26 protein-coding genes are annotated in these 25,387 nt (G+C 66.3%); 13 read left to right on the forward strand and 13 right to left on the reverse strand.

Annotation, left to right across the window (positions count from 1 at the left end):
* Positions 1 to 48: 48 nt before the first annotated feature.
* Both DSD28_RS13515 and DSD28_RS13520 read right to left on the reverse strand, forming a co-directional pair.
* Positions 49 to 1,236: an arabinose transporter gene (locus DSD28_RS13515; protein WP_119256935.1), complete on the reverse strand. Its 1,188-nt coding sequence runs from the start codon at positions 1,234 to 1,236 to the stop codon at positions 49 to 51.
* Positions 1,237 to 1,411: 175 nt separating this feature from the next.
* Entirely contained in the window at positions 1,412 to 2,326 is a 915-nt protein-coding gene (locus tag DSD28_RS13520) for a LysR substrate-binding domain-containing protein (RefSeq protein WP_119256936.1), read from the reverse strand.
* A 79-nt stretch (positions 2,327 to 2,405) separates the two neighbouring features.
* On the opposite strand from DSD28_RS13520, the gene DSD28_RS13525 reads away from it, so the two are divergent.
* Complete coding sequence (locus tag DSD28_RS13525; protein ID WP_119256937.1) at positions 2,406 to 2,591, forward strand: hypothetical protein; 186 nt, start codon at positions 2,406 to 2,408, stop codon at positions 2,589 to 2,591.
* On the opposite strand, the gene xdhC is transcribed toward DSD28_RS13525, so the two are convergent.
* Entirely contained in the window at positions 2,588 to 3,409 is an 822-nt protein-coding gene (gene xdhC / locus DSD28_RS13530; protein ID WP_119256938.1) for a xanthine dehydrogenase accessory protein XdhC, read from the reverse strand. The two genes, DSD28_RS13525 and xdhC, sit on opposite strands and share 4 nt — an antisense overlap.
* Before the next feature lie 38 nt (positions 3,410 to 3,447).
* Positions 3,448 to 4,221, reverse strand: a complete 774-nt coding sequence (locus tag DSD28_RS13535; protein ID WP_119256939.1) for a 3-hydroxybutyrate dehydrogenase — start codon at positions 4,219 to 4,221, stop codon at positions 3,448 to 3,450.
* Positions 4,222 to 4,413: 192 nt separating this feature from the next.
* Here DSD28_RS13535 and glpK point away from each other — a divergent pair, with 192 nt between their 5' ends.
* The 8 genes from glpK (at position 4,414) to sbmA (ending at position 12,684) form a co-directional block, all read left to right on the forward strand.
* Positions 4,414 to 5,904, forward strand: a complete 1,491-nt coding sequence (gene glpK, locus DSD28_RS13540; RefSeq protein ID WP_119256940.1) for a glycerol kinase GlpK — start codon at positions 4,414 to 4,416, stop codon at positions 5,902 to 5,904.
* Between the two features lie 51 nt (positions 5,905 to 5,955).
* A complete protein-coding gene (locus DSD28_RS13545) occupies positions 5,956 to 6,360 on the forward strand; it encodes a YkgJ family cysteine cluster protein (RefSeq protein ID WP_119256941.1) in 405 nt (134 codons plus the stop codon).
* A 94-nt stretch (positions 6,361 to 6,454) separates the two neighbouring features.
* On the forward strand, positions 6,455 to 6,829 hold the full coding sequence (locus DSD28_RS13550; protein WP_119256942.1) for a YciI family protein: 375 nt from the start codon (positions 6,455 to 6,457) through the stop codon (positions 6,827 to 6,829).
* The gene (locus DSD28_RS13555) at positions 6,826 to 8,094 is read left to right on the forward strand and encodes an RNA polymerase sigma factor (protein WP_119256943.1); all 1,269 of its coding nucleotides are present in this window, start codon (positions 6,826 to 6,828) and stop codon (positions 8,092 to 8,094) included. Before DSD28_RS13550 ends, DSD28_RS13555 begins: the two co-directional genes overlap by 4 nt.
* A gap of 81 nt (positions 8,095 to 8,175) precedes the next feature.
* A complete protein-coding gene (locus DSD28_RS13560; RefSeq protein WP_119256944.1) occupies positions 8,176 to 9,237 on the forward strand; it encodes an LLM class flavin-dependent oxidoreductase in 1,062 nt (353 codons plus the stop codon).
* Between the two features lie 46 nt (positions 9,238 to 9,283).
* On the forward strand, positions 9,284 to 10,036 hold the full coding sequence (map, locus tag DSD28_RS13565; RefSeq protein ID WP_119256945.1) for a type I methionyl aminopeptidase: 753 nt from the start codon (positions 9,284 to 9,286) through the stop codon (positions 10,034 to 10,036).
* Positions 10,037 to 10,112: 76 nt separating this feature from the next.
* Positions 10,113 to 11,303 carry a YbfB/YjiJ family MFS transporter gene (locus DSD28_RS13570; protein WP_245424831.1) on the forward strand — a complete coding sequence of 397 codons (1,191 nt, stop codon included), beginning with the start codon at positions 10,113 to 10,115 and terminating at the stop codon, positions 11,301 to 11,303.
* Between the two features lie 103 nt (positions 11,304 to 11,406).
* Complete coding sequence (gene sbmA, locus DSD28_RS13575) at positions 11,407 to 12,684, forward strand: peptide antibiotic transporter SbmA (protein WP_119256946.1); 1,278 nt, start codon at positions 11,407 to 11,409, stop codon at positions 12,682 to 12,684.
* 9 nt (positions 12,685 to 12,693) lie between these two features.
* On the opposite strand, the gene DSD28_RS13580 is transcribed toward sbmA, so the two are convergent.
* Positions 12,694 to 13,707 carry a polysaccharide deacetylase gene (locus DSD28_RS13580; protein WP_119256947.1) on the reverse strand — a complete coding sequence of 338 codons (1,014 nt, stop codon included), beginning with the start codon at positions 13,705 to 13,707 and terminating at the stop codon, positions 12,694 to 12,696.
* Between the two features lie 139 nt (positions 13,708 to 13,846).
* On the opposite strand from DSD28_RS13580, the gene DSD28_RS13585 reads away from it, so the two are divergent.
* The 3 genes from DSD28_RS13585 to der all read left to right on the forward strand — a co-directional run bounded on the left by DSD28_RS13585 (position 13,847) and on the right by der (position 16,673).
* Positions 13,847 to 14,431 (forward strand): NnrU family protein, encoded by a 585-nt coding sequence (locus tag DSD28_RS13585; protein ID WP_119256948.1) that lies wholly within the window; start codon positions 13,847 to 13,849, stop codon positions 14,429 to 14,431.
* A gap of 103 nt (positions 14,432 to 14,534) precedes the next feature.
* On the forward strand, positions 14,535 to 15,206 hold the full coding sequence (locus tag DSD28_RS13590; protein ID WP_119257171.1) for a tetratricopeptide repeat protein: 672 nt from the start codon (positions 14,535 to 14,537) through the stop codon (positions 15,204 to 15,206).
* A 36-nt stretch (positions 15,207 to 15,242) separates the two neighbouring features.
* On the forward strand, positions 15,243 to 16,673 hold the full coding sequence (der, locus tag DSD28_RS13595; RefSeq protein WP_119256949.1) for a ribosome biogenesis GTPase Der: 1,431 nt from the start codon (positions 15,243 to 15,245) through the stop codon (positions 16,671 to 16,673).
* On the opposite strand, the gene DSD28_RS13600 is transcribed toward der, so the two are convergent.
* From DSD28_RS13600 to DSD28_RS26495, 4 genes are all read right to left on the reverse strand, one after another.
* Positions 16,624 to 17,481: an AraC family transcriptional regulator gene (locus DSD28_RS13600; protein ID WP_162911394.1), complete on the reverse strand. Its 858-nt coding sequence runs from the start codon at positions 17,479 to 17,481 to the stop codon at positions 16,624 to 16,626. The two genes, der and DSD28_RS13600, sit on opposite strands and share 50 nt — an antisense overlap.
* Positions 17,482 to 17,545: 64 nt before the next feature.
* Positions 17,546 to 18,097, reverse strand: coding sequence for a YbhB/YbcL family Raf kinase inhibitor-like protein (locus tag DSD28_RS13605; protein WP_119256951.1), 552 nt, complete (start codon positions 18,095 to 18,097; stop codon positions 17,546 to 17,548).
* 98 nt (positions 18,098 to 18,195) lie between these two features.
* Positions 18,196 to 19,110 carry a sugar kinase gene (locus DSD28_RS13610; RefSeq protein ID WP_119256952.1) on the reverse strand — a complete coding sequence of 305 codons (915 nt, stop codon included), beginning with the start codon at positions 19,108 to 19,110 and terminating at the stop codon, positions 18,196 to 18,198.
* Positions 19,065 to 20,129: an Ldh family oxidoreductase gene (locus DSD28_RS26495; protein WP_432430861.1), complete on the reverse strand. Its 1,065-nt coding sequence runs from the start codon at positions 20,127 to 20,129 to the stop codon at positions 19,065 to 19,067. Before DSD28_RS26495 ends, DSD28_RS13610 begins: the two co-directional genes overlap by 46 nt.
* A 148-nt stretch (positions 20,130 to 20,277) precedes the next feature.
* On the opposite strand from DSD28_RS26495, the gene DSD28_RS13620 reads away from it, so the two are divergent.
* Complete coding sequence (locus tag DSD28_RS13620; RefSeq protein WP_119256953.1) at positions 20,278 to 21,921, forward strand: alpha-glucosidase; 1,644 nt, start codon at positions 20,278 to 20,280, stop codon at positions 21,919 to 21,921.
* A 4-nt stretch (positions 21,922 to 21,925) separates the two neighbouring features.
* Here the strand turns inward: DSD28_RS13620 and DSD28_RS13625 are convergent, their stop codons facing one another.
* From DSD28_RS13625 to DSD28_RS13640, 4 genes are all read right to left on the reverse strand, one after another.
* A complete protein-coding gene (locus DSD28_RS13625) occupies positions 21,926 to 22,171 on the reverse strand; it encodes a DUF2442 domain-containing protein (protein WP_119256954.1) in 246 nt (81 codons plus the stop codon).
* On the reverse strand, positions 22,152 to 22,397 hold the full coding sequence (locus DSD28_RS13630; protein WP_119256955.1) for a DUF4160 domain-containing protein: 246 nt from the start codon (positions 22,395 to 22,397) through the stop codon (positions 22,152 to 22,154). The genes DSD28_RS13625 and DSD28_RS13630 overlap by 20 nt, the downstream gene beginning before the upstream one ends.
* A gap of 8 nt (positions 22,398 to 22,405) precedes the next feature.
* Positions 22,406 to 24,100, reverse strand: coding sequence for an adenine deaminase (gene ade, locus DSD28_RS13635; protein WP_119256956.1), 1,695 nt, complete (start codon positions 24,098 to 24,100; stop codon positions 22,406 to 22,408).
* A 174-nt stretch (positions 24,101 to 24,274) separates the two neighbouring features.
* Positions 24,275 to 25,144 (reverse strand): aldose 1-epimerase family protein, encoded by an 870-nt coding sequence (locus DSD28_RS13640; RefSeq protein WP_119256957.1) that lies wholly within the window; start codon positions 25,142 to 25,144, stop codon positions 24,275 to 24,277.
* Between the last annotated feature and the right edge of the window lie 243 nt (positions 25,145 to 25,387).

Here is a 25,387-nt window from a genome sequence, read left to right on the forward strand (position 1 = left end):
CCGCGCGAAGGCTGTCCGCGCGGGCGATCTTCATGCATCCGTGGATTGCTAGGCGGCGGCCGCGAGGCTTTTGCGCCTGAGCGACAGCGCGATCACGAAGCCCGCCGCCGCCGCGATGCCGCCGATGAGGAAGACGCTGTCATAGCCGGCATGGTCGGCGAGCAGCCCGGCAAAGGGGCCGGTCAGGCCATAGGCTGCATCCTGGAAGGCCGAGAAGCCGCCGAGCGCCGTGCCGCGCAGATGCGGCGGCACGCGATGCACGACCTCCCGCCCGAGCGAGGGAAAGATCATCGAGCAGCCGATGCCGGTGAGGAACGCGCCGACGAGGGCGAGCGTGGGGTCGTTCGCGCTCCAGATGAGCATCTGGCCGACGGCCTCGACGGCGAGCGAGCCGATCGCCACCGGCAGCCCGCCGATGCGGTCCGGCAGGTGGCCGAAGAAGATGCGCATCAGCACGAAGCCGCTGCCGAAGGCCGTGAGGCCGAGGCCGGCATGGCTCCATTGCTGGTCGCGGAAATAGAGGGCGAAGAACGCGCCGATGGCGGCAAAGCCGATGCCCTGCAGGCAGATGATCGTGCCGTGCAGCCAGATCCGGTTGATCACGCTGCGGAACGAGGGCCTTTCCTGTTCGGGATGAGGTGCGACGGCCGGGATGCGCCAGATGGCCAGCAGGCCGAGCGCCGGCAGGAGGGCGCTGATCGTCATCGCCCCGGCAAAGCCGACCGACTGGAGCAGCGCAAGGCCGAGCGGCCCGCCGATGGCGAGCGCGCCGTACATCGCCGCGCCGACCATCGCCAGCACGCGGCCCGAATTGGCCGGGCCGACGATGCCGACGCCCCAGGCGATGACGCCGACGGCGACGAGGCTTTCGCCGAGGCCGAGAAGCAGGCGGCCGGCGAGGAGAATGGCGAAGGCGGCGAGGGGCTGGCCGGGCAAGAGGCCGGCGGCGAGCGAAGCCAGCGCGCCCGCGATGTAGAAGACAAGGCCGCGCGCGACGGCGGTCTTGGCGCCGCGGCCATCGGCAAGCCGGCCGGCATGGGCGCGCGTGAGGATCGTGGACAGGAAGGCGCTGCCGACGCCGAGCCCGGCCCAGACATTGCCGAGGCCAAGCGAGCCCGTGACGAAGACGGGGACGATGGGCAGCGAGATCGCGACGCAGAGATAGGAGACGAGCAGGATGGCCGTCAGCAACAGAAGCCGACCCGGCGGGGCCGTACGCATGAATTGGGGAGCCATGGTTTCCTCCAGGCTTTCCCTCGTCCGACGGCGCATGAAAAACGCACTCCGACCGGCGAGGGTCGTTGTGCGTTGCTTGACGTTAGACGCTTACGGCCAGAACACTGGCGTAAGACGCAATAGATTTTCCCGCGCGTCAAGTCAACGGCTTGCGGCAGCAAAGACCGATGGCGGCCTATGCCTCCGGCGGCATGGTCGCGAGGATCCAGTCGCGGAAGGCCCTGATCTTCGGGATGTTGCGGCGGTTTTCCGGGTAGGCGAGCCAATAGTCCCGCCCGTCGTTGCAGGTCAGTGCGAAGGGCTGGAAGAGCTGGCCGGCGGCGACTTCCATGCGGAAATGGCCGGGATTGAGGACGGCGACGCCCTGGCCGGCCATGGCGATCTGTGCATCGATGGTCTGCGTGCCGAGCTCGTTGGGCGGGAAGCGTTCGAGATCGGGATTGTCGACGCCGGCGGCGGAAAACCAGGTGCGCCACCAGATGTCGCGCGCGCTGATGATCGGCAGCTTCAGGAGGTCGGCCGGCTCCTTCACGCCGCCGATGGTCTCGGCGAGCGCCGGGCTCAGCATCGGCGTGAAGTTCATGCGCATGACGCGGTGGCTGGCAAGGCCGGGCCAGTCGCCCTTGCCCCAGCGGATCGCGACGTCCGCCTCCTCCTTGGCGAAATCGATCACGTCCTGCGAGGTGGTGAGGCGGACGGCGATGTTCGGATGCCTGAGCTGGAAATCGCCGACGGTGCGGCTCAGCCATTGCAGGGCGAAGGTGGGCGTGGAGTGGATGCAGAGCTTCTGCTCCGTCGCGCCGCGCAGGTCCGCGACGGCCTCGGCGAGCTTGCCGAGCCCCTCGGCCACCTTCGGCGCGAGGCGTTCCCCCGCCTCGCTGAGGATGACCTGCCTTGGCTGGCGCAGGAACAGCGGCTCGCCGAGCGTCTCCTCCAGCAGCTTGATCTGGTAGCTGACGGCCGTCTGCGTCATGCCCAGCTCGTCGCCGGCGCGGGTGAAGCTCGCATGCCGGGCCGCCGCGTCGAAGACGCGCAGCGCATTGAGCGGGAAGTTGCGGGACATCTTCAAGGCCAAGTTCTCTTCATGCATACAGACGAAGCTTCGATTGGAATTCCATCATCTTTCCGCGCATCCTGCAAGCAATGGATCGAATTCACGAGGTTTTCCCATGACATGCATCGCCGACCCGGCACAGGCGGGCGCCCTGCAATTCCGCAAGCCCGGCCTCTGGCATAAGCTCTCCATCGCCTTGCGCCCGGGCGCGAGGAAGCGCCGCCCGCGGCTCGATCCGCGGGAACTGTCCGATCACATCAAGCGCGATCTCGGTTTTCTCGACGGGCGCAGCGGTCGCTAAACCGTCTCGCCCCGCCATGCGGCGAAGGCGAGCAGCACCTCGGCCGCCGTCATCGCGGCGATGACCTCCGGGCGCTTGTCGTCGACCGCCGTTCCGCCGATGGGCAGGATGAGCCGGTCGGCCACGGCGCGGTCGAGACCTTCTTCCTCCAGATAGTGGAGGAAGCTGCCGCGCTTCGATTTCGAGCCGACCATGCCGATATAGGCAAGGTCCGTGCGGGCCAGCGCCTCGCGGCCGATCAGGAAATCGAGCGCATGGTCATGGGTGACGATGACCACCGCCGAGCCCGGCGGGATATCGGCGACGAGCGATTCGGGCATGGCGTCCAGCCGGTGGTGCACCTCGGAGGTAAGCTGGTCGAGCTCGCTCTCGCGCGCCTCGACGACGAAGACCTTGAGGGGCAGGAGGGTCAGCGCCTCGGCGAGCGCCCGGCCGACATGGCCGGCACCGAACACCCAGACCTGCGGCTTTCGCCGCTCCTCTTCCTTCAGCCGGGCATCGAGGGCCTTGCGGGCCGCCTCGTCGGCGACGGTGAAGGTCAGTTCGACGCGGCCGCCGCAACACTGGCCGATATCCGGGCCGAGGGGAATGTCGAGGCTCGCCTCGCCGCCGGCGCCCGCCAGCAGCTTGCGGGCATTCTCGATCGCCACATATTCGAGCTGGCCGCCGCCGATCGTGCCGTGGATCTCGGTCGGCGCGACCAGCATGAAGGTGCCCGTGTCGCGCGGGGCGGAGCCTTTCGTTGCACTGACCTCGACGATGACGACGCGGTGCTCGCGGGCGAGAAAGCCCTCGAGGCTGTCCTGTAGAAAGTTCATTTCGTCCTTCTTGCGCGCCCCGTCACCGGGGCGCCTTCTTATTGGGCGGTCCAGCCGCCATCGACGGATATATGGGTGCCGTTGATCGATTTTGCCGCATCCGAGGCGAGGAAGAGCGCGATGGCCGCCACCTCGTCGGTGCCGACGAATTCCTTGGTCGGCTGGAATTTCAGCATGACGTCGGTCTTCACCTCGGCCTCGCTGATGCCGCGGGCCTTGGCCGTATCGGGGATCTGCTTTTCGACGAGCGGCGTCAGCACGTAGCCGGGGCAGATGGCGTTGGCGGTGATGCCGTTCTCGGCGACTTCCAGCGCGACGGTCTTGGTGAGGCCCATGACGCCGTGCTTGGCCGCGACATAGGCGGCCTTGAAGGGCGAGGCGACGAGGCCGTGCGCGGAGGCGACGTTGACGATGCGGCCCCAGCCCTTGCGCTTCATGTGCGGCACGGCGCAGCGGATGGTGTGGAAGGAACTGGAGAGGTTGATCGCGATGATCTGGTCCCACTTCTCGACCGGGAAATCCTCGATCTTCTCGACATGCTGGATGCCGGCATTGTTGACGAGGATGTCGACGCCGTCGAATTCCTCCACCGCCGTCTCGATGAGGTCTGAGATTTCGTGCGGCTTGGTCATGTCGGCGGGATGGTAGATGACGCGGCCCTTGCCGAGCCCATCGAGCTTTGCCCGGATCGCCTCGATCTCGTCCGCTGCGCCGAAGCCGTTGATGACGACATTGGCGCCGGTTTCGGCAAAGGCGGTGGCGATGGCAAGGCCGATGCCGCTGGTGGAGCCGGTGACGACGACGCTCTTCATGACTATCTCCCGATATGCTGCGTTGCGGCAGCCTACGCCTAAAACTCAAGCGATGACAATTGCGTTTTCCGCGCGGTACAGTCCCGCTGAGGGCAAAGCGCGATTTGCGTTTTATTTTCCTTTGACATTCGTTTTTGTATCGTATTGAAGATTCCGAAGGGCCTGGGAGCGGCCCTTCACCGGGAGGGAAGCATGGGCGGATATGTTCTCGCGATCGACCAGGGCACGACATCGAGCCGGGCGATCGTCTTCGACGGCAGCCAGAAGGTCGTCGGGTCCGGCCAGAAGGAATTCACGCAGATCTTTCCGCAATCCGGCTGGGTCGAGCACGATCCCGAGGAAATCTGGGAAAGCGTCGTCTGGTCGGTGAAGGCTGCGTTGAAGAAGGCCGGCGTCAAGGCCTCCGACATTTCCGCCATCGGCATCACCAACCAGCGCGAGACGGTCGTCGTCTGGGAGCGCGAGAGCGGCAGGCCGATCCACAACGCCATCGTCTGGCAGGACCGCCGCACCGCCTCCTATTGCGAGAAGCTGAAGAAGCAGGACCTCGAAAAGACCTTCACGAAGAAGACGGGCTTGCTGCTCGATCCCTATTTCTCCGGCACCAAGCTCTCCTGGATGCTCTCCAACGTGAAGGGCGCGCGGGCGCGGGGCGCCAAAGGCGACCTCTGCTTCGGCACCATCGACACGTTCCTCATCTGGCGGCTGACGGGCGGTAAGTCCCATGTCACCGACGCCACCAATGCCAGCCGCACGTTGATGTACAACATCGCGGCGAACGAATGGGATGACGAACTGCTGGAGATCCTGCGCGTGCCGAAGGCCATGCTGCCCGAGGTGCTGGACTGTGCGGCCGATTTCGGCGTGACGGAGAAAAGCCTGTTCGGCGCGGAAATCCCGATCCTCGGCGTTGCCGGCGACCAGCAGGCGGCGACCATCGGCCAGGCCTGCTTCGAGCCGGGCATGATGAAATCCACCTACGGCACCGGCTGCTTCGCGCTGCTCAATACCGGGCCGGACATGGTGCGCTCGAAGAACCGCCTGCTCACCACCATCGCCTACCGGCTCGACGGCGAAACGACCTATGCGCTGGAGGGTTCGATCTTCATCGCGGGCGCGGCCGTGCAATGGCTGCGCGACGGGCTGAAGGTCATCAAGGCCGCGTCCGATACCGGCGACCTTGCCGCCAAGGCCGACCCGACACAGAACGTCTATCTCGTGCCCGCCTTCACCGGCCTCGGCGCGCCGCATTGGGACCCGGAGGCGCGGGCCGCCATCTACGGCATGACGCGCAACACCGGCCCCGCCGAATTCGCCCGCGCGGCGCTGGAGGCCGTCTGCTACCAGACGCGCGACCTGCTCGACGCCATGCACAAGGACTGGAAGGCGAACGGCAAGGAGACGGTGCTGCGCGTTGATGGCGGCATGGTTGCCTCCGACTGGACCATGCAGCGCCTTTCCGACATCCTCGACGCTCCCGTCGACCGCCCGACCATCCTTGAAACGACGGCCCTCGGCGCGGCATGGCTCGCCGGCCAGCGCGCCGGCGTCTGGCCGGATCGCAAGGGCTTTGCCAAGTCCTGGGCGCGCGATACGCGCTTCACACCCGAGATGGACGAGAAGATGCGTGCGGTGAAGATCAGGGGATGGAAGGATGCGGTGCGGCGGACACTGAGCGCGTAATTCGCATCACCGGCCCTTCTAGGCTTGGTGGTCGGATGCTATGCACCGGCCATGCTATCATCCCCTAACGTTGTTGCCGGCCGATCCTGCGGCACCTGCACGCTCTGTTGCCGGCTGCCCGACATCGATCTCCTTGACAAGCCGGCCAATGCCTGGTGCAGGCACTGCGTCGCGGGCGAGGGGTGCTCGATCTATGCGGATCGGCCATCGGTCTGCCGGGATTTCCTCTGTCTGTGGATGACCGATGAGGGCCTTGCTGAAGTGTGGGAGCCGTCGTGCTCACACATGATGGTCTACCGGCAGGGGCCGCAGGTTACAGTGCTGGTCGATCCCGATCACCCCGATGTTTGGCGGAAAGAGCCCTATCATTCGCACTTGCGGACCTGGGCTGACGATGCCGAAGCGACGGGCGGCTACGTCATCGTGTTCTCGCAGGACGACATTTTCAAGATCTGAGCGGGCGGCATTTCCTGCCGAAAATCAAAAATATTCCGGTGCGCCCTGTCGGCTGAGGCGTTACTCCTGCGTCTATCAACCACGGGAGTTCACCATGCTGTATGCCGTTCTTTGTTACGATGCCGAAAGCGAAGTCTGCGCCTGGTCGAAGGAGCTGGACGAGAAGGTCATGGCCGATCTCGGCGCGGTCAACCAGCGCTATGCCGAGGCCGGCAAGCTCGGGCCCGTCGCGCGGCTGATGCCGACGACGGCCGCCGTCACCGTGCGCAAGGGGCCGACGGACAATATCGTCATGGACGGTCCCTTCGCCGAGACCAAGGAGCAGTTCCTCGGCTTCTTCGTGCTTGAGGCCGAGACGCTGGAGGAGGCGATCCAGTTCGCCCGCGAGCTTTCCGCCGCCAATCCGGCGAACGGGACCTATGAGATCCGGCCGCTGCAGTTCTTCAATCCGGGAGTGCCCATTTCATGACGGACCTTGCCTGGATCGACCTGGCGCTCACCTCGGCACGGCCGCAGGCCATGGGGGCGCTGTTGCGCTACTTCCGTGACCTCGACATGGCGGAGGAGGCCTTTCAGGAGGCCTGCCTTCGCGCGCTGAGGACATGGCCCGAAAAAGGCCCGCCGCGCGATCCGGCAGCATGGCTCATCTTCGTCGGCCGCAACAGCGGCATCGACCAGGTGAGGAAGCGCGCGAAAACCCGGCCGCTGCCGCCCGAGGAGGTACTGTCCGACCTTGAGGACACCGAGAGCGACCTTGCCGACCGGCTGGACGGCGCGCATTACCGCGACGACATCCTGCGCCTGCTCTTCGTCTGCTGCCATCCGGACCTGCCGGCGACGCAGCAGATCGCGCTGGCGCTGCGCATCGTCTCCGGGCTTTCGGTCAGGCAGATCGCGCGGGCCTTCCTCGTCTCGGAAGCGGCGATGGAGCAGCGCATCACCCGCGCCAAGGCCAAGGTCGGCGCGGCCGGCATTCCCTTCGAGACGCCCGATGCCGTGGCGCGGGCCGAACGGCTCGGCCTCGTCGCGGCGATGATCTATCTCGTCTTCAACGAGGGTTATTCGGCCGGGGTGCCGGAGAAGGCGGATATGCCCTTCTGCACGGAGGCGATCCGGCTCGCCCGGCTGCTGCTCAAGCTCTTTCCGGCGGAGCCGGAGATCATGGGGCTGACGGCGCTGCTGCTCATCCAGCATTCCCGGCTTGCCGCCCGCTTCGACGGGGACGGGCAGATCGTGCTGCTGGAGGATCAGGACCGCTCGCTGTGGGACCGCGCGCTCATCGACGAGGCGCTGGTGCTGATCGACAAGGCGCTGCGCCACCGCGCGCCCGGCCCCTTCCAGATACAGGCGGCGATTGCCGCGCTGCATGCCCGCGCCGCGACGGCGGCGGAGACGGACTGGGTGGAGATCGACCTTCTCTACCAGACGCTGGAGCGCCTCCAGCCCTCGCCGGTGGTGCGGCTCAACCGTGCCGTCGCGGTCGCCAAGCGCGAGGGGCCGGAGGCGGCGCTGGCGCTCATCGAACCGTTGGCGGAAAAGCTCGACGGCTATTTCTACTTCCATGGCCTGCGCGGCGGGCTCCTCAAGCAGCTCGGCCGCTATGCGGAGGCGCATCAGGCCTTCGACCGCGCCATCGCGCTCGCCACGACCTCGGCCGAGGCGGCCCATATCCGCCAGCATCTCGACAGCATGCAGCGCGAGGCGGCGGACGGCGCGGTGTTTCCCGCGCCGTGAACACACTGTTTCCCTCAACGCCTCTTCCAACCTCCGGCTGAGCGCCATATCTGAGGGAAATCCTCTCATCCGGAACATCCCATGGAACTTGGCCTCTATACCTTCGCCGATGTCGATCCCAATGCCGCCGACAAGGGGCGGGAAGGGGAGCGGCGGCTGAAGAACCTGCTGGAAGAGATCGAGCTTGCCGATCAGGTGGGGCTCGATGTCTTCGGGCTCGGCGAGCATCACCGGCCGGATTATGCGGCCTCGGCGCCGGCCGTCATCCTGGCCGCGGCGGCGGCGCGCACCAAGACCATCCGTCTTTCGAGCGCGGTGACGGTGCTGTCGTCGGACGATCCGGTGCGCGTCTTCCAGCAGTTCTCGACGGTCGATCTCCTGTCCGGCGGCCGGGCGGAGATCATGGCGGGGCGCGGCTCCTTCATCGAATCCTTCCCGCTCTTCGGCTACGCGCTCGACGACTACGACCAGCTCTTCGAGGAAAAGCTCGACCTGCTGCTCGCCCTCAACGAAAGCGAGAAGGTCTCGTGGAACGGCGTCATGCGCGCGCCGCTATCGGGCATCGGCGTCTATCCGCGGCCCTTGCATGGCCGGCTGCCGGTCTGGATCGCGGTGGGTGGCACGCCGCAGTCGGTGGCGCGGGCAGGGGCCTATGGCCTGCCGCTGGCGCTCGCTATCATCGGCGGCACGCCGGCGCGCTATGCGCCGCTCTTCGATCTCTACCGCGAGGCCGCGCGGCGGGCGGGACAGGACGAGGCGAAGCTGAAGACCAGCATCAACGTGCACGGCTTCATCGCCGATACGACGGCGGAAGCGGCCGACACCTTTTACGGGCCGCAGGCGGAGGTGATGAACCGCATCGGCCGCGAGCGCGGCTGGGGGCCGACGAGCCGGGCGCAGTTCGACCAGTCGACCGGGCAGGACGGCCATCTCTTCCTCGGCGATCCGGAGACGGTGGCGAAGAAGATCGTCGCCCACCACAGGATCTTCCGCAACGACCGCTTCCTGCTGCAGATGGCCATCGGCCTGATGCCGCATGATCGCATCCTGCGCGGGATCGAGCTCTACGGCACGAAGGTCGCGCCGCTGGTGCGCGAGATGCTGGCGGACGAGCCCAGGGCGGAAATGGCCCCTTCCGCCTGACAGAGCGGCGCGGACGTGCTAGGACGCCCCGCGAAAGAGAGATGCCATGACCCTTGGAAACGATGAAGACCTCAACGGCCTGAAGGCGATCGGCCGGATCTGCGCGAACGTGCTGCAGCACATGTCGACCGCCGTCCGGCCCGGCATGACGACGGCCGAGCTCGACCTGATCGGCCGACGCATGCTGGAGGCGACGGGCGCCCGCTCGGCGCCGGAAAGCTGCTACAATTTCCCGGGCGCGACCTGCATTTCCATCAACGAAGAGGTGGCGCACGGCATTCCGGGCGAGCGGGTGATCAAGGAAGGCGACCTCGTCAATATCGACGTTTCCGCCGAGCTCGACGGCTATTTCGCCGATACGGGCGCATCCTTCACGGTCGGCCGCTCGGTGCCGGCGGTGGAGCGGCTTTGCCGCGACGGCAAGCGGGCGCTCTGGGTCGGTCTCAAGGAAGTCAAGGCCGGCAAGCCGCTGGCCGAGGTCGGCAACGCCATCGGCGCCTTCGCGCGCAAGAACCGCTATACGCTGATCGCCAATCTCGCCAGCCACGGCGTCGGCCGCTCGCTGCACGAGGAGCCGACGGAAATCGCCACCTGGCCGGACCCGCAGGAAAAGCGCCGCATGACGGAAGGCCTCGTCTTCACGGTCGAGCCGTTCCTCTCGCTCGGGGCGAACTGGGCGGAAGGCGGCGACAAGGACGAATGGACGCTCTACAGCGAGCCGAGCGCGCCGACGGTGCAGTTCGAGCACACGGTCGTCGCCACGCGCAACGGCCCGCTGGTGGTGACGCTGCCGGGCTGAGAGCCTTCACCGGCGCTGATCCGACGATCAATAAATGTCGTTTGCCGTGGCCATGTTGCAGTGCAATGGTCCCGCCATGATGCAACGCACAGCCGCTTCTTCGCGCGTGACCCTGCGCGCCGCCATTGCCGGCGCGCTCGCCATGGCGGTGGCCATGGGGCTCGGCCGCTTCTTCTACACGCCCGTCCTGCCCGGCATGATGGCGGGGCTCGGCCTCAATGCGGCCGATGCCGGCATCATCGCGGCGGCGAATTTCGCCGGATACCTGATCGGCGCGGTGCTGGCCGCCTATGGCTGGGCCGCCGGCCGGGAGCGGTCTCTGGCAATCGGCGCTCTCGCCGCGACCGTCCTGCTGCTTCTGGCCATGGGGCTTTTCTCCGGTGTCGCGGCACTGTCCGTCATCCGTTTCCTCGCGGGTCTTGCCAGCGCCTTCGCCATGATCTTCACATCGGGTATCGTGCTGTCCATCGGGCTCGCCCATGGCGATCCGCGCGTGCAGATGGCGCATTTTTCCGGCGTCGGCAGCGGTATCGCGGTCTCGGCCGTGCTCGTCTACCTTCTCTCCTTCATCGACTTTTCCGCGCTCCCGGCATGGCGGGCGGACTGGCTTTTCGGCGCGCTGCTCGCCGCCGCCGGCCTTGCCGCCGTCATGGTGCTGCTGCCACGGCCGGAAGGCGGCGCGTCGGCCGTGCGCGAGCCGCCGATTGTCTGGACGCGGCCGCTCGTGGCGCTGACGCTGAGCTACGGTCTCTTTGGCATCGGCTATGTGGTGACCGCCACGTTCATCGTCGCCATCGCGCGGGAAGGGGCGGAGAGCCCACTGCTCGAATGCCTCACATGGCTCGTTACCGGCGGTGCGGCGGCGTTGTCGCTCATCGCCTGGAAACCCGTCGAGCGTCGCAGCGGCGTCGCCATGGCCTATCTGCTTGCGATTCTCGTGGAGACGGTCGGCGTCGCGGCGACGGTCCTGCTGCCCTTTCCGTGGTCGGCGCTCGTCGGGGGCGTTCTTCTCGGCCTCACCTTCATCGTCATCACCGCCTATGGCCTGCAGCTCGGGCGGGTTCTCGCCAGCCGGAGCCCGCGCCAGGTTCTCGCCCTGATGACGGCAGCGTTCGGCGTCGGGCAGATCATCGGCCCGCTCGGGGCCGGGTTCCTCGCCGCGCGCACGGGAAGCTACGCCCTGCCTAGCCTTGCGGCGGCCGGCATCCTGCTCCTTGCCGCGGCCATCACTGTGCTCGGCGGCGCGCTTTCCATTAAATCTCGGTAATGCCCCGGGGCACCAATTGTTGTGCTGCGCAAACTCCTTTAGGTTCTGCGCATCTTCGGCGTGCTTCGCGTCGCCCGGCCTACGAGAAACGAAAGCTATCCCTTTGTTCGTCTCCTTCTTCCCCTATCCCAGATTGTTCTTCCCGTCCGTCGTCCTCTGGTCGGCCCTCGCCATGATTATCTGGTATGCCGGGGGAGGCGATCTCGGCGCCTATATCGGGCTGCCGCCGCTGAAGCCGGGCGAGGAAGCGGTCGTCGGGGTCTCCGTCTTCTGGTCGGCGCCCTTCCTCTGGTTCTACATCTATTACGCGGTGATGGTCGGGCTGTTCGCGGCCTTCTGGTTCGCCTACCGCCCGCATCAATGGCAGCTCTGGTCCGTGCTCGGATCGGCGCTGATCATCTTCAACACCTATTTCTCGGTGCAGGTAAGCGTTGCCATCAATGCGTGGTACGGGCCGTTCTACGACATGATCCAGCGCGGCCTCGCGCGCACCGAGCCGATCCCGACGGAAACCGAGATCTATGTCGGGATGATCGGCTTTGCGGGCATCGCCTTCGTCGCCATCACCGTCGGCACGCTGAACCTGTTCTTCGTCAGCCACTATGTCTTCCGCTGGCGCACGGCGATGAACGATTTCTACATGTCCCACTGGGACAAGCTGCGCCATATCGAGGGCGCCTCGCAGCGCGTGCAGGACGACACGATGCGCTTCTCGCGCACCGTCGAAGGGCTCGGCGTCAGCCTCGTTTCCTCGATCATGACGCTCGTCGCCTTCCTTCCCGTGCTGTTCAAGTTCTCCAGCACGGTGACGGTGCTGCCCTTCGTCGGCGAGGTTCCGCATGCCCTTGTCTGGGCGGCGATCTGCTGGTCGCTGTTCGGCACGGTGTTCCTGGCCGCCGTCGGCATCAAGCTGCCGGGCCTTGAATTCCGCAACCAGCGCGTCGAGGCGGCCTACCGCAAGGAGCTGGTCTATGGCGAGGACCATGCCGACCGGGCGCAGCCGCCGACGGTGGCGGAGCTCTTCGCCAATGTGCGCAAGAACTATTTCCGCCTCTATTTCCACTATCTCTATTTCAACGTCGCCCGCATCTTCTACCTGCAGGCCGACAATCTCTTCGGCACCTTCGTTCTGGTGCCCTCCATCGTCGCCGGCAAGCTGACGCTCGGCGTGATGAGCCAGATCCAGAACGTGTTCGGTCAGGTGCGCGAGTCGTTCCAGTATCTCGTCAATTCCTGGACGACGATCGTCGAGCTTCTGTCGATCTACAAGCGCCTCAAGGCCTTCGAGGCGGCGATCGACGACCAGCCGCTGCCCGATATCGACGAGCGCTACCTGAAAAGGGCGGCCGTCGAAGGCGAGCTTGCGGCCAACGAACCGTAAGGATTGCGATTAGAGGGCGGCCCCAGCCGCCTTCTTCTCTTTCGCGAGGATGTCCAGCGCGCCGGCATAGCTGACGCAGGCGACATCCGCCTTGCCGCAGGTCTCCGTCAGGAAGCGGTCGAGCGCGCGCCAGTAGGCGCCGGCATTCATCTCGACGAAATGGAAGCCGAGCTGCAGCGGAATGCGCTCGCCGTCATATTGCTTGGCGAAGGCGTCGCGATAGGCCTTCAGCGCGCTTTCCTCGAAGGCGGCGCTCTTTTCCGGGTTCTCCTTGCCCTTGGAATGGCGGACATAGAGATTGTAGTCCATGGCGATGACGGGACGCTGGGATGCGCCTTCCGGAACGAGCGGCAGGCCGAAGCGGGCGATATCGCCGCTTGCCACAGGCATGGCCGGCCCCTTGGTGACGAGGCTTGCATCATAGGCAAAGCCGTTTTCCTCCAGCGCCTTCACAAGGCCGCTTCCGGCCGAAAGATAGGGCGCGCGAAAACCCTTGATGTCCTCTTCGGCAAAGCGCTTCCAGTCCGCCGGCTCGCGCTCGCCGACGCCGGCATTCTGCCAGGCGTTCTTCAGTGACTCCCGGAAGAAGGCGAACTCGGCCTTCCAGTCTTCCGCGCTCCACTTGCCGCCGTCGAAATGGCCGCAGGCATGGCTGCCGATGTCGTGGCCTTCCAGCTTGGCGAGCCATATCTCGCCGAGCCGGAGGATCGTATCCTCCCGGTCCGGCGCGAAGCCGACATTCGAGCGGCCGCGCTTTTCGTGCGGCGCCTGGTATTTGGCGCGCTCGGCCTTCGGGAAGAGGAAGGTGCAGGAGAGGAAATAGGTGAAATGCGCGCCGGTGCGCTTGGCCATGGCGCGGCTCTTTTCCCAGAGCAGGTTGTCGTGCGCCCCGTCGAAGGAGACGATGACGAGTTGCTTGCGCTTTGCGGTCCCCACCGCCTCGTCCCCCGCGAGCGCCGGCCCGGCGGCGAGCGCCACGGCGAGGGGAAGAAGGAGGGAACGAGGCGAAAACAAGGAGGACATGGCTACCCGCGACAATTTGCAAAGGGTCTCTCATCGATTCCGAATGCGGCAATCCTTTGATCGGGCTGGAATTGTCGCCGCGCGACGGATATTCCAATGGTGACGGCCATCCGCCGATTTTTCTTCAAGGGGCATTTTCATGACGTTGCTCATCATCGGTCTCGTTCTCTTCATCGCCACCCATCTCCTGCGCCCCGTCGCGCCGGGGCTGCGCAATGCCGGCATCGCCGCGCTCGGCAAGCCGGGCTGGATGGCGCTGCACGGCATCGTGTCGCTGGCAAGCCTCGCCCTCATCGTCTACGGCTTCATCGACGCACGCGAGAACGGCGGCGAGATGCTGTATTTCCCGCCCCCCTTCATGGCGCATATCACGCTGACGCTGATGGCCATCGCCGCAATCTGTCTCGTGGCGGGCTTCCTGCCGCCCGGCCATATCCGCACGAAACTGAAGTTCCCGATCCTCGTCGCCATCAAGATCTGGGCCTTGGCGCATCTGCTGGCGAACGGCGAGAGCTATTCCGTTCTGCTCTTCGTGACGATCCTCGCCTGGGCGGTCATCCTGCGCATCACGCTCAAGAAGCGCATCGCGGCGGGGGAAACCAAGCTGCCGGTCTTCGTCTCGGCGAAATACGACGTCACCGCCGTCGTTGTCGGGCTCGCCCTCTATGCCGTGATCGTCCTCAAGCTTCACGAATGGCTGATCGGCGTCGCCCCGCTGCCCTGATCCGTTGCGCATCCCGGGGGCTTTTCGCACCTGCCCCCTTACAACGCCGCGAAAATCGGGTAGAAGGCGCTAACTTTAAACGTTGGTTGGCGCCGGGCAGGACATGGTAAATCAGGACGACAGCTTTATCCGCGAGGTGAACGAGGAATTGCGCTCCGATCAGATGCGTCTGGTCTGGAAGCGTTTCGGCCGAATCCTCATCGGCGCGGCCGTTCTCGTCGTGCTCGGCACGATCGGCAAGGTGGGCTACGAATACTGGCGCGACCGCGAGGCTTCCGCTTCCGGCGACGAATTCCTCGCCGCCCTGACGCTCGCCCGCGACGGCAAGAAGGACGAGGCGCTGGCCGCGCTCGGCGCGCTCGAGAAGGATGGCTTCGGCTCCTATCCGGTGCTTGCCCGCATGCGCTCGGCCTCGCTGCTGGCCGAGACCGACGCCAAGGGCGCCATCGATGCCTTCACGGCGATCTCCAAGGACGGCTCGGTGCCGCAGGCGCTGCGCGATGCGGCCCGCCTTCGCGCAGCCTATCTCCTCGTCGATACCGGCACCTACGACCAGGTCTCGGCCGAGGCCGAGCAGCTTGCGACGCCGCAGGGGGCGCTGCGCCATTCCGCCCGCGAGGTTCTCGGTCTTTCGGCCTACAAGCACGAGGATTATGCGCGCGCCAAGGAGTGGTTCGACGCCATAATCAACGACAGCGAAAGCCCGCGCAATGTCGCCAACCGCGCGCAGATGCTGCTTGACCTGATCACGGCAAGCGGCAAGCTGTCTTCCTGAGCCGGCATCTGCCGGCCGCTATAACGGAACACGTTCATGAGCTTCACCGTCGCCATTGTCGGACGCCCCAATGTCGGCAAGTCCACCCTGTTCAACAGGCTCGTGGGCAAGAAGCTCGCGCTCGTCGACGATACGCCCGGCGTCACCCGTGACCGCCGGCCGGGCGACGCCCGCCTTATCGACCTGAAATTCCGCATCATCGATACGGCCGGCCTCGAAGAGGCCGCGCCCGAGACGCTGCAGGGCCGCATGCGCGCCCAGACGGAAGCCGCCATCGAGGAGGCCGACCTGTCGCTCTTCGTGGTCGATGCCAAGATGGGCCTCACCCCGGTCGACCAGACGCTGGCCGAGATGCTGCGCCGCAAGGGCAAGCCCGTCGTGCTCGTCGCCAACAAGTCGGAAGCCCGCGGCTCCGACGGTGGCTTCTACGATGCCTTCACGCTCGGCCTCGGCGAGCCGACGCCGATCTCCGCCGAACACGGGCAGGGCATGCTCGACCTTCGCGACGCCATCGTCGCCGCCATCGGCGAGGAACGCGCCTATCCCGAAGAAGACGAGGCCGAAACCAATATCGACGTGCGAGCGGAGATGGCCGAGGGCGCCGAAGCGGACGAGGATTTCGAGCCGGAATACGACGAGACGAAGCCGCTGCGCGTCGCCATCGTCGGTCGCCCGAATGCCGGCAAGTCCACGCTGATCAACCGCTTCCTCGGCGAGGACCGGCTGTTGACCGGCCCCGAGGCCGGCATCACGCGCGATTCCATTTCCGTCGAATGGGACTGGAAAGGCCGCACGATCAAGATGTTCGACACGGCCGGCATGCGGCGCAAGGCGAAGGTGCAGGAGAAGCTGGAGAAGCTTTCCGTCGCCGACGGCCTGCGCGCCATCCGTTTCGCCGAGACCGTGGTCATCGTCTTCGATTCCACCATTCCCTTCGAGAAGCAGGACCTGCAGATCGTCGACCTCGTGCTGCGCGAAGGCCGCGCCGCCGTGCTCGCCTTCAACAAGTGGGACCTGATCGACGACCCGCAGGCCGTGCTCGCGGAGCTGCGCGAGAAGACCGACCGGCTGCTGCCGCAGGCGCGCGGCATCCGCGCCGTGCCGGTCTCCGGCCAGACGGGCAGAGGCCTCGACAAGCTGATGCAGGCCGTCATCGACACGGACCGCACCTGGAACCGCCGCATCTCCACCGCCAAGCTCAACCGCTGGCTGGACGCGGTGCAGACGCAGCATCCGCCGCCGGCCGTTTCCGGCCGCCGTCTCAAGCTGAAATACATGACGCAGGTGAAGGCCCGCCCGCCGGGCTTCATGGTGTCCTGCACGCGTCCCGACGCGCTGCCGGAATCCTATATCCGCTACCTCACCAACGGCCTGCGCAACGACTTCAACCTGCCGGGCGTGCCGATTCGCATCCATTTCAAGGCGGCGGACAATCCGTTCGCGGGCCGGGCGAAGAAGAAGCGCTGACCACCGGATCGGGCCGGATGTGGCCGCGGATCGCGCTCGGCGCAAAGCCGAAGCGGGTGCGGAACCGTGCGGCAAAGCGCGACTGCGATTCATAGCCCACCGCCCCGGCAATGCCGAGGACGGACATGTCCGTCGATTGCAGGAGCTGCATGGCGATCGACATGCGCACATCGATCAGCAGGGACTGGAACGACCATTTCTCGGCGGCGAGCCTGCGGCGCAGCGTTGCCTCGCTGACGCCGAGCGCATGGCAGAGGTCGGCGCTCGTCCAGCTGGCATCGGGCTTGCCGGAAACGAGGTGCCGCACGCGGTCGCTGAAGCCGGCCGGACGCGGCAGGGCAAAGCGCCCGCCGGCAAGGTCGAGCCAGAGCAGGAGTTCGCCGAGCCGGTGGCGGGCGATCTCGGTGGGGATGCCGCCGGGATCGGTGATCGCTTCGGTGCAATCGGCAAAGGAATCGTGAAAGCCCCTGTGCGGCTCGCGGATGGTGAAGGCGCGGCCGAAGGGCTGGCCATTGCCGGGCCTTGCGGCGAAGGCCGCGACGGTGTCCGGCTCGAAGGCGATCCAGCGCGCTTCATAGGCCCGCTCGCCTTCGGCGGCGTTCACCACGTCGAAGGTCTCGCCCTGCGCCAGCGCGATGCAGCCGCCCGCCGGCACCACCCATTCCTCCTCGCCGGTGCGCAGGACCTTCGTGCCGCGCTCGACGAGGATGAGAACGGGACGGTTGATCAGGATATTGGCATAGCGCAGCCGGTTGTACTGCACGATGCGGGCCGAGGCGCCGATCTCGGGGCGTATGGCGATGCTCATCCTGTCCATCCCTTGGGTCTGCCGGAGCCTATCCTTCCCGGACGGGCCCCGGCAAGAACCGCCGTCAGCGCCTACCCTTCGCGGAAATCGTCGCGGTGGCGAGCGCGTTCATGTTGCTGACGAAGCCGACCATGGCCGGGGTCGCTTCGTCCGGCACCGGCAGCCTGTCGATGCCGAGCGCCTTCACGGTGATCGTATAGTCGTGCTCGGGTCCTTCCGGCGGGCAGGCGCCGAGGAAGCCCGGCGCGCCCATGTCGGTCGGCGTCATGCGGGCGCCCTTCGGCAGGTCCGCCCTGCCGCTGCCGGCACCCTCGGCAAGCGCGGCCGTATCGGCCGGCAGGTCGATGACGACCCAATGCCACCAGCCGGAGCCGGTCGGCGCGTCCTTGTCGTAGACCATCACGACGAAGCTCTTCGTGCCCTCCGGCGGATCGGACCACTGGATGTCCGGCGAGAGATTGCCGCCGGTGCAGCCCATGATGGCGGAGAACTGCGCCGGCTGCACCGTGCCGGATGCGAAGGCCTTCGAGGTGGCGGTGAAATCGGCGGCGCGGCCTGCCGCCGGGCAAAGGGCGAGGGTGGCGGCAAGGGCCGCGATGAAGCGTGATGGGATCATGGTTTCCGTCCTGTCTGCGATGAAGACAGGGGAAGGATAGGCGGGATCGGCCGCCGCGTCGGTGCGCGGCCGATCGATTTTGGCGCCGATCCGATCAATCAGCCTTGCGGCAGCTTGTCCTTTACGACCAGCGCGCCGTGATGCTGGATGACGGCGGCGGCGACGTCCGCCGCAAAGCGCGCGGCCTCCTGCGGCGCCGCGCCTGCCGCGAGGCGGGCGAGGAAGGCGCCGTTGAAGCTGTCGCCGGCGCTCGTCGTGTCGACGATCTTCTCGACGCGCGCCGACGGGACATGGCTGCGCTTCTCGCCGAAGACCAGCGTCGCACCCTCGCCACCGTCCTTCACCACCTGTTCCGCGACGCCGAGCGCGGCGTAGCGGGCGATGGTCGCCTCCAGCGAGGCGTCGCCGAAATGGGTCGTCTCGTCGTCGAGGCTCGGCATGACGAGCGTGGCGGCGCGGGCGCCCTCGGTGACCGTCGCGCGCATCCGGTCCATGTCGTCCCACAGGCGCGGGCGGATATTGGGATCGAAGACGACGCGCTTGCCGGCGGCCCTGGCGCGGCGCAGCTCGGCAAGCAGGGTCTCGACATCCTCCGCCGGCAGGATCGCCAGCGTGATGCCGGAGAAGACAATAATGTCGGAAGCCTCGATGGCGGCGCGCAGCCGGTCGCCGTCGCGGGCAAGGAGCTTTGCGGCGGAGGCGGAGCGCCAGTAGGAGAAGCTGCGTTCGCCGTCCTTGAGATGGATCATGTAGAGGCCCGGCGAGCGGCCGGCGATGCGCGCGACATGGGCGGTGCCGACGCCGTGGCCTTCCATGAAGGCCAGCATCTCGTCGGAAATCGTGTCGGTGCCGACGGCGGAGAAATAGTCGACGCTCCAGTCGGACGGCAGGTATTGCCGGGCGTAATAGGCGGTGTTGAACGTGTCGCCGGCAAAGCTCTTGCGCATCAGGCCGCCCTCGGCCTGCATCAGTTCCACCATGCATTCGCCGATCGCCAGCAGCCGTCCCGCCATATCCGTTCTCTCCGGTCAATTGCGCCGGAAAGAGGAAATACTGTCAAAGAGTTGGCGAGGCAAGACGATGCCCGCGCTTTCCGCCTGCCGCTGCCGTTCCATGCGGCGAAGGCCGGGGATGTGCACGCCGAATTCGCCGGAAAGGCGCTCCACCTGCCCGGCGAGCCGGGCCGGGAAATCGTCGGCGAAGAGTTGCGGCGAGAGGGCAAGGACGAAGAGGCCGATGCCGGGCGTCGCCTCGCCCGCCTGGAAATCCGGCGCGTCGAGCGACCAGTTGGCGCCCGTGAGGCCCGCCGCCAGCACCTCCACCAGAGGGCGATATTGGCTCCCCTGGTGCCGCCATAGGCCAGCAGCGCGCCCTGCATGGCCGCGAATGGGTCCCGGGTCGGCTCACCCTCCTGATCGAGCGCCCAGCCGTCGGGGATGGACTTGCCCCGCGCCGCCGCCTCGCGGATGTCGACGAAGGCCGCCATGCTGGAGGCCTGGTCGATCAGGAGCAGGCGGCCGTCCTCCAAGGGGGCGGCGAAGGCGAGGGGATTGGTGCAGTAGACCGGCTGGCGGCTGCCCGCGCCGGCCATCAGCGCCGGGCCGTTGGTGGCGGCGAGCGCGACGAGGCCTTCTTCGGCAAGCCGGGCGGCATACCAGCCGAGCTCGCCGGTCGTATAGCTGTTGTGCAGGGAGAAGACGGCGATGCCGAAGGTCCTCGCCTTGGCCACCAGTTCCTCATGGGCAAGTGAAAAACCGTGCTGCGCCACGCCGCCCATGGCGTTGCATTTCATGATTGCGGGTACTGGCGAGGTGATGAGCGGTTCGGCCCGTCCGGCGATCCTGCCGTCGACGAGGCTCCTGAGATAGTCCGTCAGGTGCAGGAAGCCGACCGTGCGCTTGCCGGCCATTTCCGCGTCCAGCGTGGCGCGGGCGAGCGCCGCCGCTGCCGCCTCCGCCATGCCGACGCGCATCAGCGCCGTGCGGGCGAGGTCCATTGCTTCCGTCGGGGAAAGGGTGACGTCATCGGTCATACGGCAACCTTCTCTATGGAATTTGCCGACATCATCCAGACCGGCCCGCCTTTCGTCAACCGTCGAAAAATCCGGCTGCCGCCCGTTTACGCTGCACGGGACGCGCGTTACATCTTGCCCGGAGCAACAGGAACCGGAGCAAGAACGCATGACGAAGCCCCGCAAGAAGGCCGACGACTGGTGGCGCGGCGCGGTCATCTACCAGGTCTATCCCCGCTCGTTCCAGGACACGACCGGCGATGGCATGGGCGACCTCAGGGGCATCACCAGGCGGCTCGGGCACATCGCCTCGCTCGGCGTCGACGCCATCTGGCTTTCGCCCTTCTTCAAGTCGCCGATGGCGGATATGGGCTATGACGTTTCGGACTATTGCGATGTCGATCCGATGTTCGGCACGCTGGCGGATTTCGACGCGATGCTGGCCGAGGCCCATCGCCTCGGCATGAAGGTCGTCATCGACCAGGTGATCTCGCACACGTCCGACCAGCATCCCTGGTTTGTCGAGAGCCGGTCCAGCCGGTCGAACCCGAAGGCGGACTGGTATGTCTGGGCCGATCCGAAGCCCGACGGCACGGCGCCCAACAACTGGCTGTCGATCTTCGGCGGGCCGGGCTGGGAATGGGACGGCGTGCGCAAGCAATATTACATGCACAACTTCCTGACCTCGCAGCCGGACCTCAACTTCCACAACAAAGCCGTACAGGATGCGCTGCTGTCGACGGTGCGCTTCTGGCTCGACCGCGGCGTGGACGGCTTCCGTCTCGACACGGTGAACTTCTATTTCCACGACAGGAAGCTGCGCGACAACCCGCCCCACGAGCCGAACCCGGACGAGATCGGCCTCGATGCGCCGGACGTGAACCCCTACGGCATGCAGACGCATCGCTACGACAAGACGCAGCCGGAGAATGTCGATTTCCTCAAGCGCTTCCGCGCGCTGCTCGACGAATACGAGGGGCGCATGACGGTGGGCGAGGTCGGCGACGGCGCGCGCTCGCTGAAGACGGTCGCCGAGTATACGAGCGGCGGCGACAAGCTGAACATGTGCTACACGTTCGACCTGCTCGGGCCGGATTTCACGGCCGACCATATCCGCAAATGCGTGCAGAGCTTCCAGCGGGCGGTGGAGGACGGCTGGGTCTGCTGGGCCTTCTCCAACCACGATGTCGACCGCCATGTCAGCCGCTTCATCCATGCGCCGGAGGAGCGCGAGCGCGTCGCCAAGCTGGCGATCACCCTGCTTTCGACGCTGCGCGGCTCGATCTGCCTCTATCAGGGGGAAGAACTGGGCCTTACGGAAGCCGAGCTCGCCTTCGAGGACCTGCGCGATCCCTATGGCATCCGCTTCTGGCCGGCCTTCAAGGGCCGCGACGGATGCCGCACCCCGATGCCCTGGCAGCGCGGCGAGGCCCATGCCGGCTTCAGCACAGCCAAGCCCTGGCTGCCGGTGCCGGAAGACCATGCCCGCCTTGCGGTCGATACGCAGGAGAAGATCGCCGGCTCCGTACTCAACCATTACCGCGCGACGCTCGCCTTCCGAAAGGAGCACGAGACGCTGCACGACGGCGACATGTCCTTCCTCCATTCCAACCACGACATCCTCGCCTTCACCCGCGAGAAGGCCGGCGAGAAGCTGCTCTTCGTCTTCAACCTGACGCGCGAGAAGGCGGAATTCGTGCCGGCGAAATCGCTGAAGCTCGGCGAGCCGCTGCCGGTCCCCGGCTTCGGTGCGAAGCTGAAGGACGGGACGATCGAGCTGGACGCGCTGGACATGGCCTGCGTACGGCTGTGAAGGATCAGGCGGCTGGGCGCTTCACCGTCTGGTCGCCACGGCCTGCGAGCAGGCCGGCGATGGAGATATCTTCGTCAAGCGCATCCCAGTGTATCCCGCCGGGACTGAGTTCATAAGCGAGCCGGGATGCCTTGTCTGCCGTGAGGAGGCGGGGGAACCAGGCCAGCGGAATGCCCAGCGTCCGGCCGTCATCGAGGGATACCCACATCGTATCGTCGTCGAAACGGATTTCAGTTGCTGAAATATTCATGCCACGTCTTCTCGATGAGATGTCTGCGCTCTGCGACAAGACGCAGGATAGCAGACAGTTCCCTGCTGTTGAAGCCGCGGCTCTCCGCGATGCCGATCAGCGGCTCAAGCCAGATTTTCGCGATCGCGCCGCCGGCCCGGACATGAACGTGAACCGGCTCACGTGGGTCGCCTTCGTTCGAATAGAAGAAGAAGGTGAGGTTCTGGTGGCGGAAGACGACCGGCATTCACGACCTCACCCGATCAGCGCGAACCGATCCACATCCACCATCCCCCTGTCCGAAATCTTCAGATGCGGGATGACCGGCAGCGGCAGGAAGGCGAGCTGGAGGAAGGGCTCTTCCAGCGTGGCGCCAAGGGCGAAGGCGGCCTGGCGCAGGTGGTGCAGGGTGTCGCGCACGGCCTCGTAGGGTTCGAGGCTCATCAGGCCGGCGACGGGGAGAGCGATCTCGCCGGTGACCTTGCCGTTCTCCACCACGACGAAGCCGCCCTTGATCTCGCCGAGGCGGTTTGCCGCGAGCGCCATGTCGTCCTCGTCGACGCCGACGACGCAGATATTGTGGCTGTCGTGCCCGACCGTCGAGGCGATGGCGCCCTTCTTCAGGCCGAAGCCCTGCACGAAGCCGTTGGCGTGGTTGCCGTTCTTGCCGTGGCGCTCGATGACGGCGACCTTGATGATGTCTTGCGCGAGGTCGACGGCGGTCTGGTTGCCGCTCGCCGGCAGGCGGTAGCGGCGGTGCTCGGTGATGATCTTGCCGGGCAGGACGCCGATGACCGGGGTCTCGCCCTCCGTGACGGGAACGGCGAAATGCGCGGCGCTGACGGGGCGTGCCTTGACGCTGTCGAGGCCGACCGGCTCCACCGCCTTGCGGGTCGCGAAGAGTGCGTCGTCCACCTTGCGGCCGGCGCAGAAGACCATTCCGGCCTTGCAGTTCTCCAGCGTATCGACGACGACGAGGTCGGCTCGCCAGCCGGGGGCGACGAGGCCGCGGTCGCGCAGACCGAAGGCCTTCGCCGCGGAGATGGAGGCGGCGCGGTAGACGGCGAGCGGGGCGCGGCCGTGGGCGATGGCCGTGCGGATCATGTAGTCGAGATGGCCCTGTTCGGCGATGTCGAGCGGGTTGCGGTCATCGGTGCAGAGCGCGAGGAAGGGCGAGAGCCGTTCGGTGAGGATCGGCATCAGGGCGTGCAGGTCCTTGGAGACGGAGCCCTCGCGGATGAGGATATGCATGCCCTTGCGAATCTTCTCCAGGGCCTCTTCGGCCGTCGTGCATTCGTGCTCGGTGCGAATGCCGGCGGAGAGGTAGCCGTTGAGGTCATTGCCGCGAAGGAGCGGCGCATGGCCGTCGATATGGCCGCCCTGGAAGGCTTCCAGCTTGGCGAGGCAGACGGGGTCCTTGTGGATGACGCCCGGGAAATTCATGAATTCCGCAAGGCCGATGACCTTGGGATGGTCGCGGAACGGCAGAAGCCGCTCGATCGGCAGGTCGGCGCCGGAGGTTTCCAGATGCGTCGCCGGCACGCAGCTCGAAAGCTGCACGCGGATATCCATGATCGTTTCCATCGCACTGTCGAGGAAGAACTGGATGCCCTCGGTGCCGAGCACGTTGGCGATCTCGTGCGGATCGCAGATGACGGTGGTGACGCCGTAGGGCAGCACGCAGCGATCGAATTCGTGCGGCGTTACCAGCGAGGATTCGATGTGGAGATGCGTATCGATGAAGCCGGGTACGACGATGCGGCCGGTGATGTCGATTTCCCTGCGGCCCTTGTATTCGCCGCAGGTGCCGACGATACGGTCGCCGCAGATGGCGATGTCGGAGGCGACGAGCTCGCCCGTCACGAGGTCGAAGAACTGCCCGCCCTTGAGTACGATGTCGGCAGGCTCGCGGCCGGTTCCCTGGTCGATGAAGCGTTCCAAGTCGGTCATGGCTGGTCTCCGAATCCCTTTTCGCAGACTCTAGAGCATTTCCGCTTTTCTCCGAATCGCGAAAACGCTCCAACTCTTTGTTTGCCGCATTTCCCTAGGCAAAACCGCTTCGCACTTTTGCTGGAAATGCTCTGGTCCCGCCGCGGCAGGAAGAAAGGGCCAGACGGCGAATCTTCAGTGCGGGAAAGTCACCGTGAAGGCGAAGCGTGTGTGCCCGCCTGCGGCAAGCAGGGTGGTGAAGGGCCGGTCCTTCAGTTCGCGCGCGCCGCCATATTCGGCGGCCGTGCCGTGCCATGGCTCGATGCAGAGGAAGGGCGCGCCGGGCTTGGTCCAGAGCGCGAGGTTCGGCAGGTTTTCGAAACGGAAGCGCAGCGTTGGGCCATCCTCGGCGGCGTAGGTGAGGCCGGTGCCGGCTCCCTGCGGGAAGACGAGGGCGTCGTTGTCGAAGAGCGCATGGGCGAGCGTCAGCCGGCCGCCGCTGAAAGGCGAGGGGAGCCGGTGGGGTGAGAGGAGGCCCTTTTCCAGCGGCTGGCGCTCGGGTTCTCCTCCATTGTCGAGCGTGACGGTGTGCGGCCGGCCGGCGGCGCCCGGCAGGGGCCAGACGAAGGCGGGGTGGAAGCCGCAGCCGAAGGGCATGGGGACGGCGCCGCGGTTTTCCACTTCGGCGGAGACGGTCAGCGCCGGGCCATCCAGGCGGTGTTCGACGGTAAGCCGGAAATCGAAGGGATAGGTAGCGCGGGTTTCCTCCGATGCTTCCAGCACGTAACGGCAGGCGCTCTCCTCCGCTGCCTCGAGCGAGAATTCCCGCCGGCGGGCAAAGCCGTGCTGCGCCATCGGATAGGGCTTGCCGTCGATCAGCAGCGTATCGTCCGGCGCCTTGCCGACGATGGGGAACAGGACCGGCGAGCGGCCGGTCCAGAAGGCGTCGTCGCCGTTCCACAGCCAATTCGCCCCGTCGCGCGTCGTCGCCGATTGCATCTCGGCGCCGAGGGCGGAGATCTCGATGGAGAGGAATTCGTTCGCTATGCGGGTCATGGTCGGCATCGGCTGGCCCTCGTCGTGGTGGCCGCACAATTGCGCCGAACGGGGCGGACTTGCAAGAGCGGCGGTCGATAGCGGCATGTGCCGCCTGCTCCTCATCCGGCCTGCCGGCCACCTTCTCCCCGCAGGCGGGGAGAAGGAATATGCCGAACTGTTTTCCAAAATCTCCAGCGCCGCGTGGGGCACGTCCCCTCTCCCCGCTTGCGGGGAGAGGGTTAGGGTGAGGGTGAGGGTGAGGGTGAGGGT

This window comes from Shinella zoogloeoides (genome assembly GCF_003574625.1).
Classification (GTDB): domain Bacteria; phylum Pseudomonadota; class Alphaproteobacteria; order Rhizobiales; family Rhizobiaceae; genus Shinella; species Shinella zoogloeoides_A.